The sequence below is a fragment of the Nocardia arthritidis NBRC 100137 genome, assembly GCF_001612765.1.
Lineage (GTDB): Bacteria > Actinomycetota > Actinomycetes > Mycobacteriales > Mycobacteriaceae > Nocardia > Nocardia arthritidis.
Map to the genome: position 1 here is coordinate 199,662 of NZ_BDBB01000009.1, position 18,196 is coordinate 217,857.

Below are 18,196 nucleotides of genomic sequence, written 5' to 3' on the forward strand. Positions count from 1 at the left end.
GTCCCACAGTTGACCGGCCACCCATCGAACGGTGCGCAGACGAGTACGCGGACCGGATGGGACCATCCCTCAGCCGCGGGCCGCACCCTCCGGCCACACCACGTCCACCGGCACCCCGGCTTTGCGGGCCAACCGCACCACAGAGCCGGTTCCGCTTCGCTCCCCGTCCGCACCGTCCCATACCGCGACCAGCCGGTCTACCGAGTCCACCACCGCTGCGTTCGCGGCCTCGTACGCTTCGCGGCCCGCCACGTTCACGTGCTGTCGGGTGCGGTTGTACACCCTGGCGAGCTTCTCGAGGCTTTCGGATTGCCCGCGCGGGTGCAACCGGAGCTGGGCCGGATCTTCTTCGTCTCCGGCAGCGTCGGTGCGATCACGATGCCCGCGCAGCTCGGCGCGGGCGTGCGTGCGCAACTGCTCGACCGCGGCGGGCAGCCTGGACCGATCGTGTCGCATCCACGATCGAAACGGTGGACGTTCCTCATCGTCCCGGACATCCCGGACTCCGACATGAGCCTGTTCGCAGAGTTGTTCCGGCTCAATGTGTCTGTGGCCCGTCCGGGCGCGCAGATCGCGTTGCCGTCACCGGCAGACGGAGACCTCGGGTTTCGGGTCTGGGCCCACGCACCGCAAGGCACCTACCGGCCGCGCGGCATGGTCGTGGTCGAGGCCATCCGCGTCTGCGCAATCCAGCCGTAGGCGCACGCCGCCGAACCGATGACGTCGGTCGCAGTCCGTGGGCGGCGATAGCCGTCGGTTCAATTGTCGTAGGACGCGACGCCGACGGGCCCGACGCCCACGCACAGGTTCAGGCCCGGTGTGGCGGTGGTGATTCGCAGTGCCGAACCGCTGCCGATGAGGCGAACGAACACGGTGTTGGGACCCTTTCGGACCGGCGCGGTCACCGTTTCGCCTTGTTCCAGGGCGACGGTGATGCGGCCGTCGCGGCTGGCGAGGTAGTTGAGTTGCGCTGTCCATTTGTTCGCGAGCATCGGGCCGTCGAGGAGCAGGCGAGCCGGGGCGGCGCCTTCGATCCGGTAGCCGCAGCCGGGCTCCGGGCCGGGGAGGATGATCCGGTTCCACCAGACCGCCGCCTCGACGATCTCCCCGTTGTCGGTGATCATCCGCAGGTGGGGTGTCGAGTCGGCGAACGTGCCGGGAGCGGCTATGGGAGCCAGGACGTTCCTGGTGAGATTCTGCGGATAGGCCAAGGGATTCAACACATTCCACGGCACCTCCTGCTCGAGCAGGGGCGGCGCGCCATCCCACGCGCTCAGCCCCGATTTCACGTTGGTGATGTAGGTTTCGGTCGGGCCGGCACGCCAGGATCGCACGAACATCCAGGTGGACCAGAGACTGCTGACGACGAACACCACCGTCACCGCGATCGTCACCGACCGCCCCGGAAGCGCCGGACCCCGGCACGGCCGGGGACGGGCCCGCAGCATCAGCGCACCCGCGGCCGCCCACACCACCGCCGTGTCGGCGAAATAACGCAGCGACTGCATCAACTCCCCCGCGGTGTTCGGTCCGCCGCGAGCCAGTGCCACGGCCAGCTGAGCGATCAGAACGTACGCCGCGGCTGTCAGCCAGACCGCACCGATCCGCCGCCGGGCGCGCATCGTCAGCGCTACGACCGCGCCCAGCGCGAGCCAGGCCGACACCACCGCCCACCCCGGCGGATCCGCCCACGGCGTCGACGGTAGCCACCGCTCCCACACCCAGGGGCCGCCGAACAGGGCGGGCACGACCCCCAGGGAGGCGGCTCCGGGCAGCAGGTCGCGCAACTCGTCCCACCTGTCGGGCAGGCCGGGACCGTCCACCACCACGAGGTAGATGATCGACCAGCAGGCCAGCACCGCGCCCGATCCGACCCACAGCGGCGCACCCCGGCGGGCCACCGTGCGCATCGGGGCCGCGCGCCCGTCGACGTAGCGGGCCAGCGCCGTGATGGCGAAGGCGACGAACGGCACGACCGCCGACTTCTCGAAGAACAGCAGTGTCAACGCCAGCACCGCGACCCCGGAAAGCGCGTATCGGCGGCGACCGGTCCGGACGAGCAGCACCGCGTCCCCGATCACCCAGGCGAGGGCGAACTGCAGCGGCAGTGCGTTCAGAGCGGCGGCCCACCAGGCGAACGCCGGGATCGTCAGGGGGCAGAACAGGTAGAAGACCAGCGGGAGCAGGATCGGCCACCGTGGGCCCACCACCACCAGCAACATGCGCACCACGGCTACCGACGCGCAGAGCTGCATGATCAGCAGCACCGTCACCGGTCCGGCCCAGACCAGCGGCGCCACCGCGTTCACCGCCCAGGCCGTGGCGAATGCCAGCGGCATGAAGTGCCCGTCGTGGTCGTAGAGCAGCAGGTCCGTAGACCACAGCCCGAATCGGGCCGCCCGGCCGACAAGGATGAAATCGTCCCAATAGAAGTAGCCGCTGCCCGCTACCCACCAGCGGACCGCCAGTTGGAACACCAGGCAACCGGCCACGACGACCAGCGGCCGCGTGTTCCGGATCCGCCGCATCCGGCCGCTCGCCGCCGCGGACCGAGGGGCGCGCGCGGGCTCCGGCACGGCGAGCACAGCAGTATCCATGTCATCCCACCGTAGCGGCGGTCGGCCCGGGACCAGTCGCTTCGCGGCTATGGGAATTTCCGGTCCCGCCAATACGACAGGTCGCCCGCCGGCCGGGTCTCCTCCACGTCCAGTGCCGCGTCGGCCCGCAAGGCCTCGATCAGAGCGGCGCTGCCCGCGATGCCGGTCCAAGGCAGGTCGATCTCGGTCGCCACGAACCACGCCTGGTCCGCGGGCCAGATGAGATTCGGGCTGTTGATCGTCCGTGGCCAACCCGGCAGCAGGTCCGCGGCTCCCCACTGCCCTGCCTCGCCGAGCGGCCCACGGAACAGCAGGTAGTCCCGCGCGGGTATGCGCAGGCGCGGCCCTTCGATCACGTGCGGCGGGAAGGCCGGTGTGATGGTGGGCGCGGTCGTGAGATCCGCCGCCTCGTCCACGCTGAACGCGACGACCACCGAGGAGCCGCCGTAGATGTCACCGAATCCGTCCCAGAGCCCGAAGTAGCACTCGTCCGGCGTCTCGGTGTGCTCGGCGAGTACGCCGGTCAGCCGGTGCAGCACCTCGGCGTCGAGGTCGCCTTCGAGATTCAGCAGGGTAGCGGGATCGGACGGTTCGTCGTCGGGTTCGACGGGGTGGAACAGCCGGGCGTATCCCGCGAACCCACTGGGTCCGATCGAACACAGTTGCATCCAGGGGTCGCGACGCTCGGTGAACCACTCGGCTTTGGAGACGTCCGGCTCGTGTCGCAGCGGCATCCTGCCAACCTAGCCTGACTTCGAACGATTTCCCGTCGACGCGAACATCGGAAAACCCGGAATCCACAAAGTATTTCGCGCGCCGGTCTCCGGTCGAGCACTGCGATGGCCGCCGGCTAGGTGAGTGTGTCCATGACGTAGGCGGCGGCTTCGGCGAGGAGAACCTGATCGTAGGCGGCATCTCGGGTGGCTTTGCTGGACATGATCGCGACGACGAGGGGCGCGGCATCCGGGGGCCACACGACCGCTATGTCGTTGAGTGTGCCGTAGTCGCCGGTCCCGGTCTTGTCGGCCACTCTCCATCCCTGCGGTGTGCCCGCCCGGATCCGCTGGGCGCCCGCGGGCGTGGCGTTGCGTTCCAGCAGATCACGCAGGAAGTCCCGCTTGTCGGCCGGAAGGGCGTCGCCCAGCACGATCCGGTGGTAGACCTCGCCGAACGCCCTCGGCGAAGTCGTGTCGCGCGGGTCGCCCGGGGTGGCTTCGGTGATCGCGGGCTCGATCCGGTCCATCCGGGTGACCGGGTCGCCCAGACTCCGGGCGTAGGCCGTCAGCTCGGCCGGGCCACCGAGATCGCGGAGCAGGAGATTGCCCGCGGTGCCGTCGCTGTACCGAACCGCGGCGTCACACAGCTGGCGGATCGTCATTCCCGTGTCCACGTACCGAGGGGTGACGGAGGCGTTCTTCAGCAGATCGTCGCGGGTGTAGGTGACGACGGTGTCCAAGTGCGAGAGCGGGTTACGATGCAGCACCGCCGCCGCGGCCAAGCCCTTGAACGTCGAACAGAACGCGAATCGTTCGTCGGCTCGGTGGGCGACGGTGACGCCCGTCCCGGTGGCGCGGGCATAGACGCCCAGGCGTGCGTCGTACTTCCGTTCCAGCTCGATGAGGCGACCGTGGCGCTCGTCCGCCTGGGCGGTGGGCGCGGCGGCGGAAGGCGGTCCCTTCTCCGCAGCGCACCCGGCCAGCGGTAGGAGTGCCGCCGCGGCCAGAAGCGTCCGGCGGCCGATGGGCGACTGCGTCATACTCGTCCTTTCCCGGGGTCGGTGTCGCGGTGAACGGACTCACCATCGCGACCATCGTCCGCTGTCCCCACCGACGAGAGCCGGGGGTCAGTGCCCGAGCACGCCGCTCACTTCGTTCGGCGTGCTCGGCAGCGCTACGCTCGCCGTCTTCGCTCCGGTGCCCAGGTCGATGCGGTGCACCTGCTTCATACCGGGGTCGGAGACATAGGCGGTGCCGCCGCGGACGAACAGCGCGGGTCGCGGCTTCTGCCATTCCAGCGGCTCCTGCCAGGGATCCGTGACCGGGATCGTGCGCACGACGGCGCCCGCGACGGGGTCGATCACGTGAATGCGGCCGTCGGTGCCGAGGACCAGGGCTTCGCCGTGCGGGCCCCGAGCCAGCGACCGGAAGGTGTAGCTGGCGCCCAGATCGACCAAGCGCAACGCGCCGGTGACCGTGTCGATCAGTGCGACCTTCTGCGGACGCTCGAGTTCGGCGTCCTTGTCCTGCTTGTAGTCGCCGAGGACGACAGGCGAGGTTTCGCTGCCTGCCTGGTTGCCGATCCGGCCGTACTCGGTGGGGCTGGTCACTTTGGTGATCGCGCCGTCGCGGTAGACGAGCACGCCGTTCTCGCAGCCGATCACCACGGCCTCGCCCGCGGCGGTCGCCTCACCGTGCACGCCGGGGCAGTTCTCGTTGCGCGCCCTCTCCGTGCGGTTCTTGTCGAGCACCACGATGCCGGTCCGCTTCTCCTCGGTGCCGAGGGTGAGGACGAGTTCGCCGTTGGTCAGTTCGATCGCGACGCCGTGGTGCGGGGCGGCCGCGCGGTAGGCGTCGGTCTTCGGCGCGCCCTTCGCGAGATCGGCGGAGTCGAACGCGACGACTTCGCCGGTGCCGTCGCTGAAGAGCACGGTCCGCCCGGCATGCCGGACCACGTGCCCGGGATGGGGGCCGGGGAAGTCGGTGCCGGTGAATTCGGCTGTGACGGCGTCGAAGACCTGGAAGCCCGCCTTGGTCGAGACGATCAGGTGCCGGTCGTCACCCGCGGGGTTGAGCCGGTTGAAGCCGTCGAGCTCGACCGTGCGCGCGAGTTCGAGGGTGGTTCCGTCCAGTACGTGGATTCCGCCGTCGTAGGTGATCGCGACCGGGTCGGTGATCGGTGTGCGCCGGGTGTCTTGTTCGGGGGAAGCACCGGCGCCGCATCCGGCGACGGTGAGTACGGCGGTCAGCAAGCCGGTCAGGGCGGCCGATTTCGTGGTTGTCGATCGAACAGGCATGGGCGACTCCGTCTTTCGTTCCGTGGGTCGGGCTAGGGGGTGGTGAGGCCGCGCACGATCGACTCGGTGTTGGCCCGCATCATTTCCAGGTAGGTGCCCGCGCCACCACCCGGCTCGGTGAGCGACTCGGAGTACAGGGAGATCACCTGTACGTGCACCCCGGCCTGGTCGGCGAGCACCCGGGCCAAGCGATCGGGCTGCGAGGCGTCGGCGAAGATCGCGCCCACCCCGGCGGCCCGGATGGTCCCGGCGAGGGCGGACAGATCCGATGGGCTCGGTGACGCGAGGGTGGTGCCACCCGGAATCACCGCGCCGACCACCTCGAAGCCGAATCGCTGTGCCAGGTACCCGAAGACGTGGTGGTTGGTGACCAGCTTCCGCCGTTCGACGGGGATCGTCGCGAAGCGCTCGGTCATCCAGCGATCCAGCCGGTCGAGCTCGGTCAGGTAGCGGTCGGCTCCGGCACGGACCGCCGCGGCGTCCACGCCGGGGACGTGGTCGACGATCCGGTCCCGGATGACCTCCACCGCCCTGCGCACCCGGCGCGGATCGGTCCAGAAGTGCGGATCCGGTCTTCCGTTCGCTTCCTCCGCCGCGTAACCGATCGGGTCGACCGCCGCGCCGACGGATACGCCGGCGACCCCGGACTTCTCTGCTGCCTCGACGTTGCGCAGCACGCTCTCCTCGAGACCGAGACCGTTGTAGACGATGAGGCTCGCGCGTTCGAACTGGGCGGCCTGCTGGGCGGAGATCGCGAAGAAGTGCGGGTCCGTGTTCGCCTGCATGAGCACGGTGACCTCGACCGCATCCCCGGCGACGGCGCGGGTGAGATCGCCGAGGATATTGGTGGTGACGAGAACTCCGTCTCGGTGGGCACCGGAACTCGAGCATGCGGTCAGCGCGAACAGCGCGGCGACGATCAGCGCGCACAGGCGGGCAGCGACTCTCATCGGCCGGTCTCCACCATCGAGGTGGGCATGATGTCGAGGCGGAACGTGCGCGCGGTGCGCAGATTGTCGGTGTAGTCGATCTCGTGGATCGCCCGCGCCACGGGATCGTTGAGGTAGGCGCGGTGTTCGTCGACGAGGATCAACGGCGCGGGCGTGCCGTCGGCTACCGGCGCGGTCAGCGGCCGCGCCACCGCGGACTCGCGGCCGGACGCGGCGTCGTAGCTGTGCAGCAGGCCGTCCGAGGTCAGCACCAGCAGTGCGGCGCCCTCCCCCGCCGTGTTCGCCGCGACCACCGGACCGATGTCGACCGATGTCCAGGTCTTGCGCCTGACGTCGAGCACCCACACCCCGCGCCGACCGGCCGCGGCCACGAGCGTCGCGCTGCCGCGGCGGTGGCGGAACTCGACCGCGCGGTCGCCGTCCACGGTGCCGGGCGGATAGGGGATCTTCTCGCCGGTGAACGCCGCGTCGCGTGCCGTCACCAGCAACGCACCGTCGGCGCAACCGAAGACGACGCCCCGCCTGGTCACCGCCGAGCCGCGCGGATGCGGGCACGGCTGCGCGAGGTCCGAGGCGTGCGCGCCGTCTCGGGTGCGGACCTCGATGCGCGCGCGGGAGGGCACGGCCACGAGCAGGTGCTCGGCGTACGGCACGGCGGCGGCGTCCGCGATCACGCCGCGCTCGTGCACCGATCCCGCGCCGAGCGCGGACCGGTCCAGCAGCGTGGTGTTGCCCGCTTCGGAAACGATTGCCGTGAGCGCGCTGTCGGCGTGCGCGACCGACACCGGCCCACCGGTGCGGATGCCCAGATCGCGGGCGGGCGCGCGGTAGTAGTGCACGTGATCGCCGTGGTCGACCGTCCACGCACCCGCGTCCACGATCCGTATCCGGTCGCGGGCGGACAGGAACGCGAAGCGCCCGTCGGCGCTCACCCGCTCGACGCCTTCCATCCGGCCGAGATCGATCACGTCCTCGGTGATGAGGTCGACCACCCGCACGGCGCCGGTCGCGTTGTCGGCCACGACCAGACGCGGCTGCGCCTCGCCGGTCTCCTCCGCGCCCGCCACGTACCCGTGCGGCGTCGGCTCCGCAGGCGCGGATTGTTCTGTCGCGCAACCGATCAGGGGCGCAATCGCGGCGAGGACCAGCACGAGCGCCAGCGGTTTCGTGGTCGTATGGGAGGCGCGGATCCGCTCACGCAACCAGGACGACACCGCCGAGACGAAGAACAGCGCGACGGCCGTCGCCGCGATGGTCGCCCCGGCGGCGGTGCTCGCGTGCCACGAGATCAGCAGCCCGGCGAACGTGGCCAGCGCGCCGAGCGCCGCGGCGGTGAGCATGATCAGGGGAATGCGATGCACCCAGTAGACGGCGGCGGCGGGCGGCGCGATGAGCAGACCGAAGACCAGCAACGTGCCGACGATGTGGAAGGACGCGACGATCGCCAGGGTCACCAGGCCGATCAGCGCCACGTTGGCCATCCGGGGCCGCAACCCGAGGGTGTGCGCCTTGCGCGGGTCGAAGGTGAGCGCGACGAACGCCCGGTAGCCCAGCACCGAGATCACCGCCGCGATCACCGCGGCCGCGACCAGATACCAGAGGTCACGCGCCCCGACGGCGAGTACGTCACCGAAGAGGAAGCCGGTCAGGTCCACCGCGAACGAGGGCGAACGCGACACGATGATCACGCCCGCCGACAGCATCCCGACGAACAGCAGTCCGATACCGGTGTCGGCGGCGAACCTGGTGCCGCGGCCGAGCACCGAGACCCCGACCGCCATCGCCGCGGCGCTGCATGCCGCGCCGAGCACCAAGTTTCCGCCGAGCAATGCGGCGATCGCGACGCCCGGCAGCATGCCGTGTGCCATCGCGTCGCTGAGAAACGCCATACCGCGCAGCACGACCCACGTGCCCGCCAGGGCGCACAAGCACGACACGAGCAATCCGCCCCACAACGCCCGCTGCACGAACGAAACCTCGAACGGGGCCAACCACTCCATGAGGCAGCAGTCTACAATGATAACGGTTTTCATTTCAATGAGGTGATCGGAGTTCGCTCATGCCGCCGTCCGCTGTCGATCTCGCCGAAGTGATGGCCGGTTACCGAGGAAACCCGGTACTGCACGCATTCACCGCCACGATCCCGGCCGGACAGGTGACCGCCCTCGTCGGGCCCAACGGTTCCGGCAAGTCCACCCTGCTCGGCGTGCTGGCCGGCGTCCTCACGCCCACCACGGGCACCGTTCGCCGACACCATCTCCGGCGCCCGGCGCTCGTCGTGCAACACAGCGGCGTTCCCGCGACGCTGCCGATCACCGTGCGGGAAACAGTCGCGATGGGACGGTGGGCGCAGCGCGGCGCATGGCGGCGTCTCACCCGGCAGGATCGCGCGGTGGTGCGCGCGTGCCTCGACCGGATGGCCATCGCCGACCTGACCGAGCGCCGACTCGACACCCTCTCCGGCGGCCAGCGCCAACGGGCGCTCCTCGCGCAGGCACTCGCGCAGGAGTCGGACCTGCTGCTGCTCGATGAACCGGCCACCGGCCTGGACTCCGCCGCACAACAGGAGATCTCCGAGGCCATCCGCCGCGTCGGCGCACGTGGCGTGACGGTCGTGCACGCCACGCACAGCCGCGAGGACGCCCTGCGCGCCGACCACTGCTTGCTGTTGCGCGACGGCCGGCTCACCGGCCAGGGTGATCCGCGCACCGTCCTGCGCGAGCAGAGCACCGAGGCGGTCGACTAACGCGGCACCCCGGGCATGCCCGCGAAAAGGATCTGGAAGACCTTGGGCGCGTTGGGCACGACCGCGCTGGACGGAGTGAACGGCGCGCCCGCGTTGGTATCGGTGACCACGTAATCGGCATGACTGCCGGGAACCCGGTCGAGGATCCCGTCGCAGCGTGGCCCACCGGTCGCGTTCACCTTCGGCAGGTCGTCGGGATACCGATAGGGCCGCGCGCCGTACATGAAGCTCGCGTTGAAGATGGCCCCCGGCTTGTATCCGCCGATGATGGCTTCGGCCGCGGGCAGAGCTCTCGCGATGCCCACCACCACGCAGTACAGCACGGGTGAGTACGTATCGAGCAGGGAACTGGTGGGTCGCAGGAGCGCGGGCACGGCGGTGAGATCCCGCTCGTTGTCCGTGAGCACCGACCGGGTGGTGTCGGCCAAGCCGATGAGGTTGAGCAATACGGTGTCCAGGTCTTGGGCACCCTGGACGACCGTCGCGCCGGTCGCAGTAGCGTTGCCCGCCGCGCGCAACAGATCAGGGGTGGTGTCGGCGTAGAGCCCGGTGACCTCCCCGGCAGACGACAGATCGCGCCGCAGCGCGGGCAGACTCGGGTTGATCTGCCGCAGGTAGTCGTCCGCCCGAGCGAGGAGATCGCCCAGCCGATCCCCGCGCCCTTGCAGTGCGGTGCCCAATGCGGCCAGGGTGGCGTTGAGCTTGCCCGGTTCCACCTCGGCCAGGATGTCGGTGAGACGCTGGAACAGCGTGTTGTATTCGACGGTGACGGATTCCGCCCGGATCGTCGCGCCGGGTCGCATGGGCGTCGGCGAGGGTACGCCCGGTACCACGAAATTCACGTATTTGGCGCCGAATACGGTGGTCGAGCGGATGTTGACCGTCGCGTTGGCGGGCACCAGCCGCAGCAGCCCGGGATCGAGCGCGAGACGCAGGCGCGCCCGGTCACCATGGAACTCCACGGCGCTCACCCGGCCGAGTTCCACCCCCCGCATCCGCACCTTGGCGTCGGGGTCGAGAACCAGTCCGATACGGGACGTCTCGACGGTGACGGTCTCCGTGGAGCGGAAACGTCCGGCGTACATCGCGACGGCGACCGCGACCACAGCGGCGACGAGCAGGATCAGCACCGCCCCCGCGACCTTCAACCGCACTATCCGCCACGTCACCGACATGGCCTGCCTGCCGACATTCATCTTCGAATCCACCGATCACTTCTCGGCGCGGGCTGTGCGGCACCCGCAGTCCTGGCGTCCGGCCCGCGCACCGGCGGACGTGGCCCGCGTCTTGCCGGACGCTCGCTAGCCGTAGTACTGTCCAGACACGTGTCCATCATAAAACTTGGACGCTTATCTGGGGAAGGATTTCCAATGACTCTGGTGAAACCACGGCGGGTATCCGGAGGCGACCACGAGCACGGTCATCTGGAGGAGTTCCGAGTCGACCCGATCGGCCTGATGCGCCGGGTCCGCCAGGAGTGCGGCGACGTCGGCTCGTTCGACCTGGCGGGGCGGCAGGTCATACTGCTGTCGGGCGCGGAAGCCAACGAATTCTTCTTCCGCTCCGGCGACGAGGACCTCGACCAGGCCGCCGCCTATCCCTTCATGAAGCCCATCTTCGGCGACGGCGTCGTCTTCGACGCCAGCCCGGAACGCCGCAAGGAAATGCTGCACAACCAGGCTCTGCGCGCCGAGCACATGCGCGGGCACGCCGCGACCATCGCCCGCGAGGTCGAGCGGATGCTGGCCCGCTGGGGCGACGAAGGCGAGATCGACCTGCTCGACTTCTTCGCCGAACTGACCATCTACACCTCCTCGGCCTGCCTGATCGGCGTGAAATTCCGCAACGACCTCGACGACCGCTTCGCGCACCTCTACCACGACCTGGAACGGGGCACCGACGCACTGGCCTACGTCGACCCGTACGCCCCGATCGAGAGCTTCCGCCGCCGTGACCAGGCGCGGGCCGAGCTGGTCGAGCTGGTCCAGGCGATCATGGATCGCCGGGCCGCCGACCCGCCGACCGGCAAGGACGACCGGGACATGCTCGACGTGCTCATCTCGATCCCGGGCAACAACGGCGAACCGCGCTTCAGCGCCAGCGAGATCACCGGCATCTTCATCTCTATGATGTTCGCGGGCCACCACACCACCTCCGGCACGGCGGCCTGGACGATCATCGAATTGCTGCGCCATCCCGAGGTGCTCGGCCAGGTCGTCGCCGAGCTCGACGAGCTCTACGCCGACGGCTCCGACATCAGCTTCGGCGCGCTGCGCCAGATCCCGCACCTGGAGTCCGTGCTCAAGGAGACGCTGCGCCTGCATCCGCCGCTGATCATCCTGATGCGGGTGGCCCGTGGCGAGTTCGACGTCTGCGGGCACCGCATCGAACCCGGTGACCACGTCGCGGCCACACCCGCGATCTCGAACCGGATCCCGGAGGACTTCCCCGATCCGGACGTGTTCGATCCCGGCCGCTACATCGATCCCAACCAAGCCGATCTCGTCAACCGCTGGACCTGGATTCCGTTCGGCGCGGGCCGGCACCGCTGCGTCGGCGCGGCGTTCGCGTTGATGCAGTTGAAGGCGATCTTCTCGCTGCTGTTGCGGGACTGGGAGTTCGAGATGACCCAGCCGTCGGAGACCTACCGCAACGACCACTCCAAGATGGTCGTGCAACTCGCGCAACCGTGCACCGTTCGCTACCGCAGGCGCCGCGAGGAAGGCAACGGCTGAGGGCACGGCCGGGCCCGCGCGAGTTCCCCGCCGCCCGGTGGCGGGGAACTCGCGCCCGGATCTACTCGTAGCGCACGCGCCAGCTCTTGATGCCGTTGATCCAGCCCGACCGCAGCCGCACCGGCTCGGCGACCTGCCGCAGGTCGGGCATCACGTCGGCGATGGCGTTGAACATCAGATCGATCTCCAGCCTGGCCAGGTTCGCGCCGACGCAGTAGTGCGCGCCGGTGCCGCCGAAACCCACGTGCGGGTTCGGGTTGCGCAAGACGTCGAAGGAGAACGGATTCTCGAAGCCCTCCTCGTCGAAATTGGCCGAGCTGTAGAACAAACCGAGCCGCTCGCCCTGCCGGATGCGCTGCCCGCCGAGTTCCAGGTCTTCGGTCGCGGTGCGCTGGAAGGCGGTCACCGGGGTGGCCCAGCGCACGATCTCGTCGGGCGCGGTGCGCGGACGCCGCTGCCGGTAGATCTCCCACTGTTCCGGGTTGTCGACGAACGCCTTCATCCCGTGGGTGATGGCATTGCGCGTGGTCTCGTTGCCCGCCACCGCGAGCAGGATGACGAAGAAGCCGAACTCGTCGGAGCCGAGCGCCTCGCCGTCGAGGTCGGCGTGCACGAGCTCGCTCACGATATCGCCCACCGGGCAGGCGCGGCGCTGCTCGGCCATGTTCCAGGCGTAGCCGAGGATTTCGGCCGAGGCCATCGCGGGATCGCCGTACTCGGGGTCGTCGTAGTTGAGCATCTGATTGGACCAGTCGAACAGCTTGCGCCGATCCGCTTGCGGCACGCCGATCAGCTCGGCGATCGCCTGCAACGGCAGTTCACAGGCCACCTGTTCGACGAAATCGCCGCCGCCGGTTTCCTTGGCGCCGTGCACGATGCGCGCGGCGCGCTCGGTGAGTGCGGCGCGCAGGTTCTCCACCGCCCGCGGCGTGAAGCCTTTGGAGATGATCCGCCGGATCTTCGAGTGCTTGGGCGGGTCCATGTTCACCAGCAGGGCTCCGGTGAGCGCCATCTGCTCCGGCGTGATGTCGCCGGGCAGACGGATGATCGCCCCTTTCCGCTCCGAGGAGAACAGTTCCGGATGCTTCGAGATCTCCTTGATGTCGGCGAGCTTGCTGACCACCCAGTAGCCGCCGTCACGGAAACCCCCGGAGGTCTCGTCGGATTGCGCGTTCCACCACACCGGGGCGGTCCGTCGCAGCTGCGCGAACTCCTCGACCGGACTTCGGTTCTCCCACAGCGCCGGATCGGTGAAGTCGAATCCGACCGGTAATGCCGGTGCGGCCATTGCTACCTCCTAGATGAAACGGGCAAGCCGGTCAGCGCGGCGCGGCTCGCCGCGCGAGGTCGGGATCGGCCGCGTCGGACGATGCGCCGTCGGCCCCGCGCAACGAGGCGGCGGCGCGACCCGCGACGAGCGGCAGCTCGAGATAGGTCCGCACACCCGGTTCGGCGGCGACGACGTAGGGAATCGAGTTCACGCAGTGCATGGCCGTGGCGACGATGCCGGGGTTGCGCGCCAGACCGGCGGCGGCGCTGTGCGCGTGCATGCCGGTGAACGTCACCATCGCTCCGGGGTCACCGACGATCTCGACCTCGTATCGCTCACCCGCCGGTCCGAACGTCCAGGGCGGATCGAGGTTCTCGGCGCCCATGAACCAATTCACCGCCGCCGTGATCACCGGTGCGCCGCGGACGGTTCCCTGCCAGCGGAAGCGTTGCGCGGCGACGCGTCCCGGCGCGATCGGCCCGATCGGCGAGTCGATCGGTGCGGTGGCCACCGCCGTCTCGTGCGTCACCCGCAGTTGCTCGTCGAGCGAGATGCCCAGCGCGTCCGCGATCATCCACACCGATTGGCTGTAGCCGCCCGCAAGAATGTCCGCCATGACGCTCGCCGCGGCCTGCTCCGGTGTGGCGCCGAACAGCATCCAGTCCCGGACCACCTCGGGCGCGCCATAGGTGCGGATATCGGAGAATTCTTCGGCCCGAACCTCGGTGATCGCCCCCGACAGCGCCGACACCACCAGCGGAATCTTCTCGGTGATGCCGCCGGGATGGATTCCGGTGCCGTGCAGAGTGACTCCGGCGGCCCGGCACAGCTCGTCGTAGCGCCGCCGCTCCGCGCGGCGCGGATAGAACCAGCCCAGCGGTGTGACGATGTTCTTGCCGGACCGCAGGATCGCGCGCACCGTCTCGGTGTCGGCCATGAACGGGCTGTACAGCACGCAATCGGCCGGTGTGGCGAGCAAACTCTCGGCATCGGTGCTCGCGCGCACTCCGATCGGCGCACGGCCGACCAGCTCGCCCAGGTCCATGCCGTCCTTGTCCGCGCTGTGCACCCAGGCCCCGGCCAGTTCCAGATCGGGATGGTCGAGAATGCCCTCGATGGCGGCCCGCCCGACTCCGCCGGTCGCCCATTGGATCACCCGGATCATGTCAGTCCGCCTTGTGGTCGGGGCCTCGGCCGGCCACGTACTGCTTGGCCCACCGATAGTCGGGCTTGCCGCTGGGCGCGCGCACGATGGCGTCGGCGACCCAGATCTGTTTGGGCACTTTGTATCCGGCCAGGAATTTGCGTACGTGCGCGTGCAGGTCGGTGAATTCGACCGGCCCGGCTCCGGACAGCGACACCACGGCGGCGACCTGATGGCCCCAGCGTTCGTGCGGCACGCCGAGCACCACCGCGTCGTAGATCGCGTCGTAGGTCTTCACCACGCTTTCGACCTCTTCGACGAACACCTTCTCGCCACCGGTGTTGATCACCATGTTGCCGCGGCCGATCAGCGTGATCGATCCGTCGGTCTCGGCGCGGGCGCGGTCGTCGGTGACGACCATGCGTGTGCCGTCGACGGTCTTGAACAGTTTGTCGGTCTTGCCGGGGTCTTTGTAGTAGCCGATCGGCACGTTGCCGGTCTTGGCCAGCCAGCCTTCCGAGCCCGGCGCGACGGGGTGGCCGTCGTCGTCCACGACGACCGCGCCGCGACCGGTCTGCACGCGGGGCCCGCGGCCGGGATCGTCGTGCTTCTGGGCGAACCCGATACCGCCGAAGCCGGTTTCCGACGATCCGATGGAGTCCGAGACGACCGCCCACGGGAACAGCTCCAGCAGCGCGTTCTTCACCGGCTGCGACAGCAGCGCGGCGCCGGAGGCGATCGCCAGCAAGGACGAGGCGTCCACCGGCTCGCGCCCGAACGCCTCGATCAGCGGTCTGGCCATGGCGTCGCCGGTGATCACCATGACCTGGGGGCGCTGCTGGGCAACAGTCCGCCAGACGCTACCGGCGTCGAAGCGGGATTCGAAGATCACGGTGTTGCCCGACCACAGCGCGGTGAAGGTGGGCATCATGGCGGCGGCATGGATCAGCGGCGGCAGCACCAGCCAGGCGCTCGGATCGACCTGGGCGCCGGTGCGGGACTGCTGGAACTCGTCGGCGACCGGTTCTCCGGTGTAGAAGTCGATGCCGCCGCCGAGGACCCGCCACATGTCCTCCTGCCGCCACATGACGCCCTTCGGCATGCCGGTCGTCCCGCCGGTGTACATCATGAACAGGTCGTCGGGCCCGCGGCGGACCACCGGGCGGTCCGTCGGCTTACCGGCGAGGGCGGCCTCGTAGCCCGTCGACGCGGAATCCGCGTCACTGAATTCGTCGGCTACGCAGACCGTGTGCAGCAACGCGGTCGTCCGGGCTTCCTGGACGGCTGCGGCGTAACAGGAGTGGTGCACGAGCACCTCGAGATCCGCGTTGGCGTAGACATAAGCCAGTTCTGCCACGCCGTAGCGGTAGTTGATGTTGATCGGCACGGCGGCGAGCTTGAAGCACGCGATCAGCGTCTCCATCGTCTCGATGCTGTTGTGCATCTGGAATCCCACGTGCGTTCCCGCGCCGACGCCGAGGCTCGCCAGATGGTGTGCGAGCTGGTTGGCGCGGGCGTCGAGTGCCCGGTAGGTCACGCGGCGGCCGGACTGGATCAGAGCCACCCGTTCGGGCATGGCGTCCACGGAGTGCTCGAAGAGGTCGGCGAAATTGTTGGCCATCTCGTTCCATCTCTGGGTGGGGCTGTCACACGACGGTGAGCGGAAGGGGGATCCCCCGGTCGGTGAAGGTGAAGGCGGCGCCGGTGCTGAACCGGGTCAGCGCGACCTCCGTCGCCTCCCGGAACGCTTTGTCGCCGAGCGTGACGGCGGCGCGCCACCCGCCCGCGCCCGCCGCGACGACCTCGGCGGAGAAGCGCGGGTTCACGCCGCGGACCAGGGCGTTCAGCGGCTGCAGGTGCTCGGGGTCGAGCATCGACGGCCACGCTCCGTCGGTGTGCGCACCGCTCGCGGCCGGGAACGTCACCGTGACCGTGTCCCCGGTGTCCGCGATCTCGACACCGGTGTAGGGCAACGGATTGAGAGCGGGATGTAGCCGCAGTACCGTCGCGAGCGCGGCGGCGTCGGCGCCGAGGCCGAGGCAGTTGCGCAGGCGCTCACTGGTGAGCCCGGCGATCCCCGCGAACTGTTTGCGTCCGATCTCCAGCGCCGCGGCGGCGTCGGCGCGGGTCCGCACCGCGATCATGAAACCGAGGGTGAGCAGATGATGTTGCAAGCAGACCTCGTCGGCTAGACGCACCAGCGCGGAGCGGGAGAAGTCCGCGAATCGCACATCGCTGAGCAAGGGGCCCGCGTAGTCCGGCCGTCCTTCGTCGTCGCGATCGATCGCGGCCAGCTCCAGTCCCGCCGCCATCGACCCGGCGACCAGCTCGGCGTTGGGCGGCACCGCCGGCGGCACGTGCCCGGGATCGATGACGACCGTCCACGCGCACACCGGCTTCCGGTCGGCCGGGTGGCGGGGCGGGCGGTGGATGGGCCGGACCTGGGCGTGCGGGTTGGTGGCCAGCGCGGTCGCGTCGAAGGTCGGGTCTTCGATGTCGTGGCACATCGACACGACGAAGTCCTCGCCCATCGGTTCCACGTCGGCCAGCGCACCGCAGTGGTCGAGCCAGAACTCGCCGTGGTGGTGGTCCTCCACCCGGAAACGGAAGTCCATGAACTGCGGTGGAGCGCCGATGTCCAGTTGCAGGCCCTTGAAGATGGTCTCCACGCCGTCGCCGGCGAAGCCGAGCGCCCGCTGCATGCGCCGGGTGTAGACCGGGCTGGCCACCTGCCACTCCTCGATGGCGATCTCGGTCATGCCCTCCCGGCCGAACGCGGCGATCGAGTGCGCCATGCCGGAACGGTCGATGAGGTGCCCGCACAGGAGCAGTTCGGGAACCAGCGCCGCCAGGGTGTCCCGGTCCAGGTCGGCGAATCGGCTGTGTGCTGCGGCCATGTCGGTCACCACAGCGGGACGGGGGATTCGCCGATGCGGTACCAGCCGGGCAGCGGTTTGCCGGAGACGGAGCGCTCGATGCGCTTCTGCATGCCCGGTGTCAGTGCCTTGTTCGTGATCATCTCCAGGAACAGCGCCGAGACGTTGCCGAAGTCGAAGAAGTCGCGCTGCCAGGACCATTGGAAGTCGCCGCCGTAGCGGAACCAGCTGCCGCCGATCCCTTCGGGCGAGTAGTTGCGCCCGTCCGGACGCTCGGCCTCGCTGATCTGCTTCCAGAATCCGATGACGTTGCCGGTGCGGTCGTCGACCACGAACTCCTGGTAAGGGTAGGTCCAGCCCTCCAGTCCGGCCATCTCCTGGCCGAGGGCCAGATCGCGGATCTCGTCGCGTCCGACGGCCATGAACTCCTGGGTGGGGCCGTAGTTCCAGCCGTAGGTGGCGTCCTCGGTGTACATCTGCGCGAGCGGCTTCCAGTCGCCCTTCTCCTCGCAGCGCTGGTTCTCCACGATCCAGCGCTGGATCATCTCATCGAGCTCGGCGCGGTCGAAAGCTGGCATCAGTCGGTACCTTTCGGGGAGTGATCGGTCGCGTCTTCGGCGATCGATAGGGCTCGAGTGGGGCAGTAGCGGATCGCGTCCGCCACGGCGGGCCGCAGACCGGCGGCCGGAACATCGTCGAGGATTTCGACCCGGCCGCGTTTGGGCACGGTGAACACCTCCGGCGCCTCGGCCTGACAGACCGCGTGCCCCTGGCACAGATCGAGGTCGGCCCGGATTCTCATGACCGGCTCCGCACGGCCCGGCTCCGCGGCCCGGGTATCCGGATTCGTTCGCATCGACGGCTC

Annotated in this window: 17 protein-coding genes; 3 read left to right on the forward strand and 14 right to left on the reverse strand. The window is 69.3% G+C overall.

The genetic code is table 11. From position 1 onward, the window contains the following. Window positions 1-69 precede the first annotated feature (69 nt). Window positions 70-282, reverse strand: coding sequence for a hypothetical protein (locus tag NA8_RS09655; protein ID WP_063050037.1), 213 nt, complete (start codon window positions 280-282; stop codon window positions 70-72). 27 nt (window positions 283-309) lie between these two features. Here NA8_RS09655 and NA8_RS09660 point away from each other — a divergent pair, with 27 nt between their 5' ends. Beyond that, window positions 310-699 (forward strand): DNA-directed RNA polymerase subunit beta, encoded by a 390-nt coding sequence (locus NA8_RS09660; protein WP_157106625.1) that lies wholly within the window; start codon window positions 310-312, stop codon window positions 697-699. Window positions 700-758: 59 nt separating this feature from the next. On the opposite strand, the gene NA8_RS09665 is transcribed toward NA8_RS09660, so the two are convergent. The 6 genes from NA8_RS09665 to aztB form a co-directional block, all read right to left on the reverse strand. Continuing rightward, window positions 759-2,597 carry a hypothetical protein gene (locus NA8_RS09665; protein ID WP_245663738.1) on the reverse strand — a complete coding sequence of 613 codons (1,839 nt, stop codon included), beginning with the start codon at window positions 2,595-2,597 and terminating at the stop codon, window positions 759-761. Between the two features lie 47 nt (window positions 2,598-2,644). Next, window positions 2,645-3,331: a hypothetical protein gene (locus tag NA8_RS09670; RefSeq protein ID WP_063050039.1), complete on the reverse strand. Its 687-nt coding sequence runs from the start codon at window positions 3,329-3,331 to the stop codon at window positions 2,645-2,647. Window positions 3,332-3,447: 116 nt separating this feature from the next. Next, a complete protein-coding gene (gene bla, locus NA8_RS09675; RefSeq protein ID WP_063050040.1) occupies window positions 3,448-4,353 on the reverse strand; it encodes a class A beta-lactamase in 906 nt (301 codons plus the stop codon). Window positions 4,354-4,440: 87 nt separating this feature from the next. Then, a complete protein-coding gene (gene aztD / locus NA8_RS09680; protein WP_063050041.1) occupies window positions 4,441-5,610 on the reverse strand; it encodes a zinc metallochaperone AztD in 1,170 nt (389 codons plus the stop codon). 32 nt (window positions 5,611-5,642) lie between these two features. Then, window positions 5,643-6,560: a zinc ABC transporter substrate-binding protein AztC gene (gene aztC, locus NA8_RS09685; protein ID WP_063050042.1), complete on the reverse strand. Its 918-nt coding sequence runs from the start codon at window positions 6,558-6,560 to the stop codon at window positions 5,643-5,645. Continuing rightward, window positions 6,557-8,560 (reverse strand): zinc ABC transporter permease AztB, encoded by a 2,004-nt coding sequence (gene aztB / locus NA8_RS09690; protein ID WP_063050043.1) that lies wholly within the window; start codon window positions 8,558-8,560, stop codon window positions 6,557-6,559. The genes aztC and aztB overlap by 4 nt, the downstream gene beginning before the upstream one ends. A gap of 59 nt (window positions 8,561-8,619) precedes the next feature. Here aztB and aztA point away from each other — a divergent pair, with 59 nt between their 5' ends. Beyond that, complete coding sequence (gene aztA, locus NA8_RS09695; RefSeq protein WP_063050044.1) at window positions 8,620-9,306, forward strand: zinc ABC transporter ATP-binding protein AztA; 687 nt, start codon at window positions 8,620-8,622, stop codon at window positions 9,304-9,306. Here the strand turns inward: aztA and NA8_RS09700 are convergent. Beyond that, window positions 9,303-10,481 carry an MCE family protein gene (locus NA8_RS09700; protein WP_063050045.1) on the reverse strand — a complete coding sequence of 393 codons (1,179 nt, stop codon included), beginning with the start codon at window positions 10,479-10,481 and terminating at the stop codon, window positions 9,303-9,305. The genes aztA and NA8_RS09700 overlap by 4 nt on opposite strands. A gap of 195 nt (window positions 10,482-10,676) precedes the next feature. Here NA8_RS09700 and cyp51 point away from each other — a divergent pair, with 195 nt between their 5' ends. Beyond that, complete coding sequence (gene cyp51, locus NA8_RS09705; protein WP_063050046.1) at window positions 10,677-12,041, forward strand: lanosterol 14-alpha demethylase; 1,365 nt, start codon at window positions 10,677-10,679, stop codon at window positions 12,039-12,041. Window positions 12,042-12,102: 61 nt separating this feature from the next. On the opposite strand, the gene NA8_RS09710 is transcribed toward cyp51, so the two are convergent. From NA8_RS09710 to NA8_RS09735, 6 genes are read right to left on the reverse strand one after another with little or no spacing between them, the layout of a single operon-like run. Then, window positions 12,103-13,329 (reverse strand): cytochrome P450, encoded by a 1,227-nt coding sequence (locus tag NA8_RS09710; protein ID WP_063050047.1) that lies wholly within the window; start codon window positions 13,327-13,329, stop codon window positions 12,103-12,105. Window positions 13,330-13,360: 31 nt separating this feature from the next. Further along, window positions 13,361-14,476: an NAD(P)H-dependent amine dehydrogenase family protein gene (locus tag NA8_RS09715; protein WP_063050048.1), complete on the reverse strand. Its 1,116-nt coding sequence runs from the start codon at window positions 14,474-14,476 to the stop codon at window positions 13,361-13,363. Between the two features lies 1 nt (window position 14,477). Further along, window positions 14,478-16,076 carry an acyl-CoA synthetase gene (locus NA8_RS09720; protein WP_063050049.1) on the reverse strand — a complete coding sequence of 533 codons (1,599 nt, stop codon included), beginning with the start codon at window positions 16,074-16,076 and terminating at the stop codon, window positions 14,478-14,480. A gap of 25 nt (window positions 16,077-16,101) precedes the next feature. After that, window positions 16,102-17,352 carry a hypothetical protein gene (locus tag NA8_RS09725; RefSeq protein ID WP_063050067.1) on the reverse strand — a complete coding sequence of 417 codons (1,251 nt, stop codon included), beginning with the start codon at window positions 17,350-17,352 and terminating at the stop codon, window positions 16,102-16,104. A 5-nt stretch (window positions 17,353-17,357) separates the two neighbouring features. Then, the gene (locus NA8_RS09730) at window positions 17,358-17,909 is read right to left on the reverse strand and encodes a nuclear transport factor 2-like protein (RefSeq protein ID WP_063050050.1); all 552 of its coding nucleotides are present in this window, start codon (window positions 17,907-17,909) and stop codon (window positions 17,358-17,360) included. After that, entirely contained in the window at window positions 17,909-18,133 is a 225-nt protein-coding gene (locus NA8_RS09735) for a ferredoxin (RefSeq protein WP_063050066.1), read from the reverse strand. The genes NA8_RS09730 and NA8_RS09735 overlap by 1 nt, the downstream gene beginning before the upstream one ends. Window positions 18,134-18,196 lie beyond the last annotated feature (63 nt).